Source organism: Streptosporangium sp. CA-115845, assembly GCF_050943795.1.
Classification (GTDB): Bacteria; Actinomycetota; Actinomycetes; order Streptosporangiales; family Streptosporangiaceae; genus Streptosporangium.
The window spans coordinates 7063980-7077851 of sequence record NZ_CP191988.1 but is presented as its reverse complement, the minus strand read 5'-3'; the positions used below and the strand labels follow the sequence as shown (position 1 = coordinate 7077851).

The 13872-nt window shown below is 66.2% G+C and carries 4 protein-coding genes; 3 read left to right on the top strand and 1 reads right to left on the bottom strand.

The genetic code is table 11. The features are described from left to right. The first annotated feature begins 60 nt into the window (after positions 1 to 60). Together ACQP0P_RS33705 and ACQP0P_RS33700 are read left to right on the top strand one after the other, a co-directional pair. Positions 61 to 11298 carry an RHS repeat-associated core domain-containing protein gene (locus ACQP0P_RS33705; protein ID WP_433362735.1) on the top strand — a complete coding sequence of 3746 codons (11238 nt, stop codon included), beginning with the start codon at positions 61 to 63 and terminating at the stop codon, positions 11296 to 11298. 80 nt (positions 11299 to 11378) lie between these two features. Beyond that, positions 11379 to 12035 (top strand): hypothetical protein, encoded by a 657-nt coding sequence (locus ACQP0P_RS33700; protein ID WP_433362732.1) that lies wholly within the window; start codon positions 11379 to 11381, stop codon positions 12033 to 12035. A gap of 181 nt (positions 12036 to 12216) precedes the next feature. On the opposite strand, the gene ACQP0P_RS33695 is transcribed toward ACQP0P_RS33700, so the two are convergent. Further along, the gene (locus ACQP0P_RS33695; protein ID WP_433362729.1) at positions 12217 to 12762 is read right to left on the bottom strand and encodes a GNAT family N-acetyltransferase; all 546 of its coding nucleotides are present in this window, start codon (positions 12760 to 12762) and stop codon (positions 12217 to 12219) included. Positions 12763 to 13023: 261 nt separating this feature from the next. Here ACQP0P_RS33695 and ACQP0P_RS33690 point away from each other — a divergent pair, with 261 nt between their 5' ends. Continuing rightward, complete coding sequence (locus tag ACQP0P_RS33690) at positions 13024 to 13809, top strand: arylamine N-acetyltransferase family protein (RefSeq protein WP_433362726.1); 786 nt, start codon at positions 13024 to 13026, stop codon at positions 13807 to 13809. The last annotated feature ends 63 nt before the right edge of the window (positions 13810 to 13872 follow it).

Below are 13872 nucleotides of genomic sequence, written 5' to 3'. Positions count from 1 at the left end.
GGAAATCTGTCGACCAGTGGGTGTTCCACGGTGAGTAAGTGCTGGTTGCAGACTCCCGCGGTGGCTTCGGGCAAGCTGAAGGACGGCTGGTTGATCCGTTGGCGGGTGCGGGTGTCGACCTCTGCCGCGGTGTCTGGTCCGTGGTCGGAGTGGCAGGAGGCCACGGTCGCGGTGAGCGGGACGGCAGGCAGCGGCCTGGGTGCGGTGCCGGCCACCCGTGGCACCGACTCGTGGACGGTGGCTTCGGCCATGCCGTGGCTGTATGCGAAGGTGACCGACGCCGGTGGAGCGAAGCTGGTGCTGGGTGCGGAGATCGAGCACGATCCGGCCGCGACCGGGCAGGGCGCGGGGCTGATCTGGTCCGGCAAGGGCACCACCTCCTCCTCTTCCGGTGGTAACGCGTGGGTGCAGGTGCCGGCTGGGAATCTGTCCGATGGGATGAAGGTCCGCTGGCGGGTACGCGGTGTCACCACCGCGGGCGCGGAAGGTGAATGGTCCCCCTGGCAGAACGCCACCGTCGATGTGACGAAGCCGGCTGCTTCCGATGTGGGGTTGACTCCGGCGACCAAGGGGGCGATGTCGTGGACGGCTTCGTCGGTTACGCCGTGGGTGTATGCCAAGGTCAGCGACCCTGATTCGCGTGCTTCGCGGCTGTGGGTACAGTTCGAGCACGATCCGGCCGCGACCGGGCAGGGCACGGGGCTGATCTGGGAGGGCAAGGGCACCACCGCCTATGCTTCCGGCGCCAACGCGTGGGTGCAGGTGCCGGCCGGGAATCTGTCCGATGGGATGAAGGTCCGCTGGCGGGTACGTGGTGAAACCACCACCGGTGCTCTCGGCCCGTGGACCGACTGGACCGCTACCAGCATCGACCTTCGCAAACCGTCGGTGGCGGGATTGTCGATGACGCCGGCGACTTGGGACGCAGGGGCATGGACAGCGGCGGCGACTTCGCCGTGGCTGTATGCGAAGGTGACCGACTCGGAGAATAGAGATTCCCTGCTCGCCGTGGAAATCGAGCACGACCCGACAGCGATCGACCAAGGCAGCGGCCTGATCTGGACCGGGAAGAGCGCTCAGCCGTACCGCTCCGGCGACAACGCGCTGGTGCAGGTGCCGGCCGGGAAGTTGTCCGATGGGATGAAGGTCCGCTGGCGGGTACGTGGTGAAACCACCACCGGTGCTCTCAGCCCGTGGACCGACTGGATCCAAGCACGCATTGACCTCCACAAGCCGTCGGTCGAGTCGCTGGGTATGGATCCGGCTCTTGCGGGTTCCGCGTCGTGGACGGCGGGGACGTTGACGCCGTGGCTGTATGCGAAGGTGACCGACCCGGAGAACCGGTCGAGCAAGCTCAACGCGGAAGTGGAGCACGACCCGGCTGCGGCGGGTCAGGGCACGGGCCTGATCTGGTCGGGTTCCTCGGACAAGACATACGCGCCGGGAACCAACGCCTGGGCGGTCGTCCCGGCCGGGAAGCTGACCGACGGCTGGCACATCCGCTGGCGGGCACGGGCCACAACCACCTCTGGAGTGTTGGGGCCGTGGTCGGAGTGGATGTCGGCTCGTGTGGACACGACGATCCTCAAGACGATCCCGCCCGGGCCTGTTGTGAGCAAGGTGTCGGCACCTGTCGGTCAGCTGGTATCAGGGGTGTGGGTATTGCCGAGCGCCAGCCCGGCCTTCACCGCCGCGATCTCCGATGTTGATCGGCGGCCTGGCGTGCTGGAGGCGGAGGTTGAACATGACCCGTCGGCTACCGGGCAGGGTTCGGGGCTGATCTGGTCGGGGCAAGGGAAGACCTTCGGGGAGACCTGTTTCACAGGGCAGACGTGTTCGGCCTCGCATCGGTCCCCTGCGGTGACGACGTTGCAGAATGGCTGGCTGATCCGTTGGCGGGTCCGCGCAGTGGTGCAGTCCACCGATTCTCTTGGTGCGCTGGTGTCTGGTCCGTGGTCGGAGTGGCAGGCAGGGCGGGTGGATACCTCCAAGCCGACGGTGTCGGTTGTGGAGGCCTCCCCGGGACAGCAGGTGTCGGGGTTGTGGACGTTGTCGTCCACGGAGCCGATCTTTGATGCCTTTGGTGCTGATCCGGAGTCGCGGAAACTGCGTTTGGAGGCGGAGGTTGAGCATGATCCGTCGGCTGCCGGTCAGGGGTCGGGGTTGATCTGGTCCGGTACTGGAAATCTGTCGACCAGTGGGTGTTCCACGGTGAGTAAGTGCTGGTTGCAGGCTCCTGCGGTGGCTTCGGGCAAGCTGAAGGACGGCTGGTTGATCCGTTGGCGGGTGCGGGTGTCGACCTCTGCCGCGGTGTCTGGTCCGTGGTCGGAGTGGCAGGCCGGGCGGGTGGATACCTCTAAGCCGACGGTGTCGGTTGTGGAGGCCTCCCCGGGACAGCAGGTGTCGGGGTTGTGGACGTTGTCGTCCACGGAGCCGATCTTTGATGCCTTTGGTGCTGATCCGGAGTCGCGGAAACTGCGTTTGGAGGCGGAGGTTGAGCATGATCCGTCGGCTGCCGGTCAGGGGTCGGGGTTGATCTGGTCTGGTACTGGAAATCTGTCGACCAGTGGGTGTTCCACGGTGAGTAAGTGCTGGTTGCAGGCTCCTGCGGTGGCTTCGGGCAAGCTGAAGGACGGCTGGTTGATCCGTTGGCGGGTGCGGGTGTCGACCTCTGCCGCGGTGTCTGGTCCGTGGTCGGAGTGGCAGGCCGGGCGGGTGGATACCTCTAAGCCGACGGTGTCGGTTGTGGAGGCCTCCCCGGGACAGCAGGTGTCGGGGTTGTGGACGTTGTCGTCCACGGAGCCGATCTTTGATGCCTTTGGTGCTGATCCGGAGTCGCGGAAACTGCGTTTGGAGGCGGAGGTTGAGCATGATCCGTCGGCTGCCGGTCAGGGGTCGGGGTTGATCTGGTCTGGTACTGGAAATCTGTCGACCAGTGGGTGTTCCACGGTGAGTAAGTGCTGGTTGCAGGCTCCTGCGGTGGCTTCGGGCAAGCTGAAGGACGGCTGGTTGATCCGTTGGCGGGTGCGGGTGTCGACCTCTGCCGCGGTGTCTGGTCCGTGGTCGGAGTGGCAGGCCGGGCGGGTGGATACCTCTAAGCCGACGGTGTCGGTTGTGGAGGCCTCCCCGGGACAGCAGGTGTCGGGGTTGTGGACGTTGTCGTCCACGGAGCCGATCTTTGATGCCTTTGGTGCTGATCCGGAGTCGCGGAAACTGCGTTTGGAGGCGGAGGTTGAGCATGATCCGTCGGCTGCCGGTCAGGGGTCGGGGTTGATCTGGTCTGGTACTGGAAATCTGTCGACCAGTGGGTGTTCCACGGTGAGTAAGTGCTGGTTGCAGGCTCCTGCGGTGGCTTCGGGCAAGCTGAAGGACGGCTGGTTGATCCGTTGGCGGGTGCGGGTGTCGACCTCTGCCGCGGTGTCTGGTCCGTGGTCGGAGTGGCAGGAGGCCACGGTCGCGGTGAGCGGGACGGCAGGCAGCGGCCTGGGTGCGGTGCCGGCCACCCGTGGCACCGACTCGTGGACGGTGGCTTCGGCCATGCCGTGGCTGTATGCGAAGGTGACCGACGCCGGTGGAGCGAAGCTGGTGCTGGGTGCGGAGATCGAGCACGATCCGGCCGCGACCGGGCAGGGCGCGGGGCTGATCTGGTCCGGCAAGGGCACCACCTCCTACGCTTCCGGTGGTAACGCGTGGGTGCAGGTGCCGGCTGGGAAGCTGTCCGATGGGATGAAGGTCCGCTGGCGGGTACGCGGTGTCACCACCGCGGGTGCGGAAGGTGAATGGTCCCCCTGGCAGAACGCCACCGTAGACCTCCGCAAGCCGAGCATCGACGGCCTGGGGATGAATCCGGCGATTCGCGGCACGACATCGTGGACGGCAGAGTCGTTGACGCCGTGGATGTATGCCAAGGTGACCGACCCGGAAAACCGGCCCAGCAAGCTCAATGTCGAGGTGGAGCACGACCCGGCCACCGGTGACGAGGGCACGGGCCTGATCTGGTCGGGCGCCTCTGACAAGGAATACGCGTCCGGGACCAACGCCTGGGCGGTCGTACCGGCCGAGAAGCTGACCGACGGCTGGCACATCCGCTGGCGGGCACGGGCCACAACCACCTCTGGAGTGTCGGGGCCGTGGTCGGATTGGGTGTACGCGACCGTGGCGGCGCTGCCGTTCGAGTCGTTCTCCCCGGCGAACAACAGCCAGGTGGGCACCCTGACGCCGGTGCTGTCGGCGAATGCGCGCCCCTACAACAAGGGCGAGGTCAAGTACTGGTTCCAGATCTGCGCAGGAACCGCACCGAACTGGCGCTGGTGCAAGGACTCCGCGGCGGAGACCAAGGATTGGACCGAGGAAGGCACCTGGCAGGTCAACGACAAGCGGTTGAAGTGGGGCGAGACGTACTCGTGGATGGCCAAGGCGGCCACCACCTACACCACGGTGACCTCCTCGTGGCGGACCTTCACCCCGGTGCCGGAGCAGGGCAACATCAACGGGCTGTTGGCAGCGGGGACGCAGGGCCGTGAGTTCAACCACACCTCGGGCAACTTCGCGCACACCGCGACCGACGCCTCAGTGGCGGCGGTAGGGCCGCCGCTGTCGGTGAGCCGTACCTATAACAGCCTGGACCCGCGCACCGACGGCATGTTCGGCGCCGGATGGACGACCCGTTATGACATGCGGATCGAGGTGGAGCCGACCGGCAGCCTGCTGGTGACCTACCCGGGCGGCGAGCAGATGCGGTTCGCGCCAACGGGCAATGGCAGCTTCGCACCCCCGCAGGGAACATTCGCGACGCTGGCCGCCGAGCAGGCGGGTGGCTGGCGGTTGATGGACAAGTCCGCCACCTCCTACTGGTTCGACGCTACCGGCCTCCTCACGAAGATCACTGATCATCGGGGGCGGGCGCAGGAGCTGACTCGCGGCACCGATGGCAAGCTGACCAAGGCGACCGCCACAGGCGGCCGGTCGCTGACATTCACCTGGGCAGGGAACCACGTGATGAGCGTGTCCACCGACCCGGTGGATGGCAACCCGCTGACCTGGGCTTACAGCTATGAGGGTGATCAGCTGGTCAAGGTGTGCCCGCCGACTTCGGCGACCGCCTGCAACAGCTACACCTACGGAGCGGGCTCGCGGTACAAGAGCGTGATCACCGATTCGCGGCCGGAGTACCACTACCGGCTGAACGAGGCCGAGACCCGTACCGGCAGCACCGTCGCGAGCGCGGCGGGCTGGAACATCACCGAGGAGCAGGCCAAGCTGGACGGGACCACCCCGGCCGACCTCGGCGCCCAGGTGCCGGGTGCGCTGGCCGGGTCGCCGGACACCGCGATGCGCTTCAAGGGAGCGGCGACCTCGACCTTCGTGCAGCTGCCACGGAACGCCGTGAGCGGCCAGGGCGTGGAACTGGCGGTCGAGGCGTGGTTCAAGACCACCGCCTCCGGCACGGTCATCGGCATGCAGAACACCGCCGACAACACGCCGTCGGCGTCCGCGCCGGTGGTGTATGTCGGCACCGACGGCAAGCTGCGCGGCCAGTTCTTCACCGGCCTCTCGACCATCGCGCACACCCCGATCACCTCCACCGGGGCGGTGAACGACGGAGCCTGGCACCATGTGGTGCTGTCGGCGACGGAGACCAAGCCGGCCACGAGCTCGACGCCGGCGGAGCACACCCAGACGCTCTACCTGGACGGCCTGGCCGTGGGCACGCTGGCTGGGGAAATCCAGCACGGCGACATGTGGGAAACCCGGATCGGATCCGGTCAGGCCTCTTCGGCCTGGCCGTTCACGACCAGCGCGGCCGCGATCTTCCCGTTCAACGGCGACATCGATGAGGTGGCGGTGTACGGCAAGCCGCTCGGCGTGGCAGCGGTGGCCCGGCACTTCACGGCCGGGAAGCCGCAGCCGCAGCTGACGCAGGTGACGTTGCCGTCCGGCCGGGCCTGGGTGGTCAACACCTACAACCCCGACGGGGGCCGGTTGGCCACGCACACCGACGCCCATGGCGGCACGTGGAAGCTATCGGACCCGGTGTACGCCAAGCAGACCACCATCTCCACCTTCGCTACCGTGACGGTGACCGACCCGTACAACGGGGTCGTCACCTACGTCGCCGACGCGCAGCGTAGCTACAGGCAGGTGTCGGTGACCGACCAGATCGGCGCTACCACGAGATACATCTATGACATCGGAGGTTTCCCTGCCAAGGATTACGATCCCAACGGGAACGCGGTGGAGATGGCATTCAACGCCCGGGGCAACATGTTGTCCAGGAAGACCTGCCGGGCGGCCAACAGTTGCTCCACCGAATACTTCACCTATTTCCTAAATGCGGAGAACTCCTTCGACGCTCGCAACGACCTGAAGATCGCACACCGGGACGGCAGGTCGGCCTCGCCGACGGATGAGACGTACCAGACGTCCTGGACGTTCAACACCTATGGCGAAGAGGTCAAGCAGACCACCCCGGCCACCGAGGACTTCCCGCAGGGCCGTTCAGCGGTGAAGACCTACACCGACGGCACGGAACCAGCGGTAGGCGGAGGGAACACTCCGGCAGGACTGCTGAAATCAGCCAAGAACTACAACGACGACGAGGTCACCTACGCCTACACCTCGTCCGGGGATGTGGCGGTGGAGACCGTGGCGACCGGGCTGACGTACAAGCGGGAGTACAACGTGCTCGGCCGGATGGTCAAGGAGATCGAGGTCTCGAAGGCGTTCCCGGACGGGCTGGCCACGACGATCACCTATGACGCGCTCGGCAGGAGCACCTCGCATACGGGCGCGGGCGTCAAGAACGAGGTCAGCGGTGTGACGCACACGGTGAAGTGGAGTCGTACCTACGATCAGGACGGGTTGCCGCTGATCGAGACGCTGTCCGACCTGACCGGCGGCGACGCGGCCAGGACCACCGCCTACGGCTATGACTCCTACGGGCGGCTGGAGACGGTGACCGGCCCAGAGGGCGGTGTGCAGCGCTTCGCCTACGACCGCAAGGGGCAGAAGGTGAGCTTCACCGATGAGCGTGGCACCACCTTCCATTACGGCTATACGGCGCGGGGTGAGCTGGCGACGAGCACGCTGAAGGGGTGGACCGGCAGTCCGCTGGACCCTCAGCAGGCGGCCGACGTGGCGATGGTCTCGTACGCCTACGACCCGGCCAGCCGGCTGGCCTCGGAGACAGATGCGATGGGCCGTACCACCGCCTACACCTACTACGGCGACGACCTGCCGGCGAGCAGGATCGCCAAGGGGGCGCGGCTCAACGGATCGTCCACACCGCGAGACGTGGTGCTGGGATCACGGGTGTACGACGCGGCGGGCAACGTCGTAGAAGAGACGACCGATGGTGGCACGCTGCGGTTGGCAGGCGTGTACGACGCCGCGGGGCGGCTGACCCGGCTCGCGACGGATCCGGACAAACTCAACCGGGTCGCCAACTACAGCTACGACGCCAACGGCAACGTGATCAAGATCAGCCGGAGTGCGGCGGGCTCGGACCGCACCGAGGTCAGCGAGTACGCCTACAACGCCGCCAACCAGCCGATCCGAGAGGTGGTGCACAACGACGACGGGGAGGAGCTGATCACCACGGTGACGGTGGATGACCGGGGCCTGACCACGGCGACGACGGATCCGCGGGGTAACGCGCCGGGCGCCGATCAGGCAGCGTTCACCACCAACATCACCTACAACGCCCTGAGGTTGCCCACGCAGGTGCAGTCACCGCCGGTGGCGGTGGAGCATGCGGGCGTGGCCCCGGTCACCCAGCGGCCGGTGACGAGAACCGCATACAACACCTACGGGGAGCCGACGCACCGGGCCGATGCCGAAGGCAGGGTCGTGACCAGTCTCATGGACCGGGCCGGCCGAGTGGTCGAGCAGACGATGCCGGCCTACACGCCGCCGGGCGGGCAGTCGATCACGCCGAAGACCACCTCCGGCTATGACACGGCGGGCCAGCTGATCAGCAACACCGACGCCAGGGGGCGGGAGACCACGTTCGTCTATGATGGCCTGGGCCGGAAGGTACAGGTCAGAGCACCTAAGGCGGCGCTGTCGAGCTACGGCTACGACCTGCTGGGCGAGACGTTGTGGACGGTCGACCCGATCGGCGCCCGGTCGGAGTCCACCTACGACGACCTGGGCCACCAGATCACGTTGACGACGATCGAGCGCCAGCCGGTCCAGGCCATCTATGTCACCCGCATGGAGTACGACGACGCCGGCCGGGTCACCAAGACCACCCGGCCGACCGGAGACAGCTCCATCCGGGCCTATGACGCCACCGGTGCGCTGACCGCGCACACGAACGCGCTGGGCGACACCACGACGTTCGCGTACGACCTGGCCGGGCGCCCGGTCAAGTCGACCGACCCTCTGGGGCTGTCCAGCACGGCCGCTTTCGACCTGGCCGGGCGGAAGATCCAGACACAGGAGCTGGACGCGCAGGGCGCGGTGCTGCGTACCCTGCGGTTCGGGTATGACGCGACCGACAACCTGATCAGCGAGACCTCGGCCGAGGGGCACACCACCACGCAGGTGTTCGACGCGGCCGACCGGCTGGTGGAGCGCCGTGAGCCGGTGTCGGCGACCGAGACGATCACCACGCGCTTCGGGTACGACGCCGCCGGGGCGCAGACCCGCTCGACCGACGGGCGCGGCAATGCCACCTACACCACCTACAACAGCCTCGGCCTGACCGAGTCGGTGATCGAGCCGAGCACTGCGGCGCATCCGCAGGCGGCCGACCGTACGTGGACCACCGTCTACGACGCCGGCAGCAATCCGGTGACCACCCTGCTCCCGGGCGGGGTGCGCATCGACCGGGTCTTCGACGAGCTGAACCGGCTAACCCAGCAGACCGGCACCGGCGCGGAGGCCGACACCGAGACCAAGACGTTCGACTACGACCTGGCGGGCCGGGTGACCAGAGCCAACGATCTGACCTTCGTCCTCAACGACCGAGGGCTGCTGCTGAAGACCAGCGGAGCGGGCGGGGATGTCAGCACCTATGCCCACGACGCCAACAACCGGTTGGCCCAGCGCGTGGATGTGACCGGCACTTCCTCCTTCACCTGGGACAACGCCGACCGGCTGACCCAATCGGTCGATCCGGTCAGCGCGAAGACCGTCGACTACGGCTACGACAAGAACTCGCGGCTGACCTCGATGGCCTACGGCGCGTCCGGGGCGCGGCGCAGTTACAGCTACGACGGGCTGAACCGGCTGACCAAGGACCAGCTCACCACCTCGACGGGAAGCCTCATCGCGTCGATCGAGTACGGCTACGACCTGGACGACAGCCTGACGTCCAAGACGACCGCGGGTACGACCGGCGCCGGGCGGAACACCTACACCTACGACTGGTCCAACCGGCTGACCTCCTGGACCACGCCGGACGGTACCAAGACCGGCTATGAGTGGGACGCGGCAGGCAACCGGGTCAAGGCCGGTGGCAAGACCTTCACCTACGACGAGCGCAACCGCCTGGCCTCGGGAGACGGGCACACCTACACTTACACCGCCCGTGGAACCTTGGCCGAGGACTCGACCGGCATCGTCCGCCTCACCAAGTTCGACGCCTTCGACCGGTTGATTAAAGACGACACCGTCGTCTATGACTATGACGCCCTGGACCGGGTGGAGACCCGTACCGGAGGCGGCAAGAGCACCCGGATGGTTTATGACGGTGTGAGCAACAATCTGACGGCGGTGACCGACGGCGGTACAGGCGTGGTGAAGTCGACCTTCGGCCGCGACGCGCTAGGCCGCACGCTCGGATTGTCGGACGGGGGCGGCGGGCGACTGGCCTTCTGCGATCTGCGCGGTGACTTGATCGGCACCTTCGGAGCAGATAGCACGTCCTTGGCCGATTCGGTCGTCTATGACCCCTTCGGCGAGGTGCTCGCCCGTACCGGGCCGGCTCACGACCTAGGTTACCAAGGCGGCTATACCGACCCGGACACCGGCAAAGTGAACATGGCCTCCCGCTGGTACCAGCCCAGCACCGGAAGTTTCGTCAGCCGGGACACTCTCGGCCAGGTCCCCGACCCCAGCGTGCAGCTCAACCGCTATACCTACGCCAATGACAACCCGCTGACCTTGGTGGACCTGGACGGGCACGCGGCGAAGAAGACAACGGCGAAGCCGAAGCCGAAGGAGAAGGAGAAGGAGAAGGAGAAGGAGTACAAGGCCTGCGAGAAGCAGGGCTTCAAGAACAAGAACGGGATCAACTGCGACGCGGAAAAGAAGATAGCTAAAGAGACGAAGAGTTTCGTCATCGACTGTAATAAGGGTCTCAGCGGCGACGAAAACGCGTGTTCGGACGGTGCGGCCGCTTACACTACTTGTCGCCTGGGAGGAAAGAAGTCGAACACCTGCGAAGGCACTGGCGTCAAGGAAGCCTGCGTCACTCAGGGCGGAGGCAGCCTCTGTAAAAGTTCCATCGAGGCATACGACTCCTGCCGGTCGGACAAATCGATCGCTCGTTCCGTGTGCATCGAAGGAAATCCGCAGTACGTCGACTGCATGCATCGCTACAGCAACGCGCACGACACCTGCGTCGGGGCGACCGGAGCCTACGAACGATGCCGTATCGACGGCGAGAACGGCGGTTCCAAACCTCAATGCATGGTGGCGGGCGAGGTCTACGCGGTCTGCTCCTACCAGGGCGGGCTCAAGGATCTAGGCGCTCGCAGCGGCTACGACCAGATGGACTCCGTCTGCAAGGAGGTGGCCAACGATACGGTCCGGTGCTTCCTGAAGGTCAAGGGCTCGCTCGGAGACTGCTTCGCTGCCGGTGTCGTCCAACTGGACTGCGTCAAGGCCACGAAGAGAGTCGGCGACTGCGGAAAACTGGCCGACGACATCTACTGGTGTATGTCTAATCCCAAGTCGGACTTCTGTGACTCCACCCCTTACGAGAGGCGCTGTGTGACCAAGGAAAAATCCAAGACGTGCGAGAAGTACTACTCGTCGGTTCAGGCGTGGTTCACATCGGAGATCTACAAGAAGTCCGATCTCACGACACCCGGGGTCTGTCAGGTGAAGGATTTCCTGTCTTTCATACCTGTGGCCAAACCGGCGGAGACAGCGGCGAGCACAGTCTGTGGACTCATTGATAACGGGATCAAGATTCTCAATACAGTTAACAAGAACGTCGATCTCAATGCCGACTGGAAGAAGGCGCGCCTGAGCTCTCCCGGCACCGGGCTCATCCTCAAGAAGGTTTGTATCGACATTGCCGGCAATGTAGGCTCTGTTTGCATTAACTCCGCCCATCCTGCCTGAATGGGAGGCTCTCATTGAGGCGGAATCAACGCCCGGAATGGATCCAGGCAGGGCTGTGCGGAGGCATCGCGCTGGTAGCCTTGCTGGGCATCGGGTTTCTCTACGTGGTGTCCAGCCTGCCCGGCGGGTCCGGCACGCCGGTTCACCAGCGGGTCACGGTCGGGGCTGCAGTGGAAAGGGCTCAGAGCCGGACCAGTGGCGCACTGCTGAGCGCGCCGGGCGTGTCGCGGGCCCGCTACCGGTCCTGCAAGGCGTCCGGTTTCAAGGGAAAAGCCTGCGAAAGCGCCGTCGCCCTTGAGCGCGATCTGAAGGCGTTCCTCGCCGACTGCCGCAAGGCCGACGCGGTCGGAAGGGACAGGAGCCCGTGTGTCACGGGCGCTGACGACGTCGCCAAGACATATTTGAACTGCCGGTTCACCGGAAAAACCGACCGGCAGTGTGAGTCGCCCGCAGTGCACGAAGCGTGCGTCTACCGAGGGGCCGGACTGCTCTGCAAGGACGCCGTTCCCGTCTATGCCGACTGCCGCAGCCCCGATGCGAACGGTGTGGTGACAGAGCGGAGCATCTGCGTCGAGGGAAACATCGAATACGAATATTGCAGGTATGCCTGGGGAGTCACCGTCAGCGGGGATGTCTGCGTGCCCGCGACGGCGATTTATCAGACCTGCCGGCGTGGATCGCCGGTCCCCGAATGCGAGGCCAGAAGAGACGAGTACGCGAGGACCCACCATCAGTAGAGGCGGAGAAGCGCCTTTCCTGCTTTCTGATTAGGCCCGGACGAGGCGCCTGGCATGGGCAGGCGGAACACGGCCGTAACTCCCGTGCATCGTCGCGGACCCTGATCGCGTGAATCGCGAAGGAAGAACTCCGTACCCTGCCGGCCTGCGCCCGCGAGCGGGCACCGTGCTCAGTGATCTCTCAGCCGAGCTTCTTGACCAGCACCTCGAACTCCAGGTCGTCCCTGGTCGGCAGGCCGAAGCGCTCGTCGCCGTAGGGGAACGGGGCCGTCTCGCCGGTGCGGACGTAGCCTCGGCGCACGTACCAGGCCAGTAGTTCCGCGCGGACCGAGATCACCGTCATGCGCATCTCGTCCACGCCCCACTCGTCGCGGGCGAGACGCTCGGCCTCGGCGAGGACCGCCTTGCCGAGGCCGCCGCCCTGCAGCGTGGGGCGTACCGCGAACATCCCGAAGTACGCGTGCCCGCCCTGGCGCTCCACCTGGCAGCAGGCGACGATCTCGCCCTCCGACTCCGCGACCAGCATGCGGCCGTCCGGGTTCTGCACCGCGGCGGTCACGCCCTGGGCATCGGTCCGCTGCCCGCCCAGCAGATGCGCCTCGCTCGTCCAACCGGCCAGGCTCGACTCTCCCCGGTACGCGGACTCGACCAGGGAGACCAGGGTGGGGATGTCCGTGACGGTGGCGGCACGGAAGGTCGCTCGCGCGGTCCGCGAAGGGCTGTTCATGCGTGCGGGGTCCTCTTCAGTAATCGGTGGATCATGCGGATGCCGGGACATCCGGTGCCGTGAGCCAAATCTAGCGGGACGGTTCTCCCCGGCCGGCCGCCACCTCGGTGCGGAAGTCGCCGCCGTACCCCAAAGCCCGGCATCGGACTGAGTGACGGCCTCTTCCGTCCAGTCGCGGCTCTCCATCTGCCGGGGCGGGCGTTCGCCGGTGGCGGGATCCGATGGGTACCGGACGTGCTCGGAGGGTGGTTTGCTTGCCCCATGGACGAGGTACAGATCACTCGCTATCTGGACAGACTGGGCGTGGCCCGGCTCGCGGAGCCGGATGCTCTGAGCCTGCGGGCCTTGCAGTTCGCGCACCTGAGGACGGTGCCGTTCGAGAACCTGAGCATCCATCTCGGCGAGCCGATCTCGCTCGACTCCGACGCGCTGTTCGACAAGATCGTCAACCGTCGTCGCGGCGGTTTCTGTTATGAGCTGAACGGGTTGTTCGCCGAGTTGCTGACCGCGCTCGGCTACCGGGTGACGTTGCTGGCCGCCCGGGTCTTCGGCGGCGGCGCGCCGGGGCCGCTCTTCGACCACCTGGCACTCCGCGTCGATCTCGACGAGCCGTGGCTGGTCGACGTCGGGTTCGGCGACTTCTCCGACGAGCCGCTGCGGCTCCACGAGCGTGCGGAGCAGAAGGACGGCGGGGGCGTGTTCCGGATCGCGCCCGCCCCCGGCGACCACGGTGACCACGGCGACCTCGACATCACGCACAATGGCGACCCGGGTTACCGGCTGACCGCCCGGCCCTACGAGCTGGCGGACTTCGTCCCGACGTGCTGGTGGCAGGCGACCTCCCCGCAGTCGCACTTCACCAGGTCACCGATCTGCTCGATGCGCACGGCCCGGGGCCGGACCACGCTCAGGGACCGCAAACTGATCTCCAGCGTGGACGGTGAGCGCGCCGAACGCGTCCTGGACGAGACCGAACTCCTCCCCGCCTACCTCGACTCCTTCGGGATCACCCTCGACCGGGTCCCCTCCGCCGCTCCGACGCCATAGCTGCCCTGACCAGGTTGAACCTGGCCGAGCTTCTGCCCACGGAACGACCTGGAGCGCGGTTCT

Excerpts from the sequence above, each read along its gene's own strand:
- ACQP0P_RS33695 (WP_433362729.1), bottom strand. The coding sequence starts at position 12,762 with ATGAACAGCCCTTCGCGGACCGCGCGAGCGACCTTCCGTGCCGCCACC.
- ACQP0P_RS33690 (WP_433362726.1), top strand. The coding sequence starts at position 13,024 with ATGGACGAGGTACAGATCACTCGCTATCTGGACAGACTGGGCGTGGCC.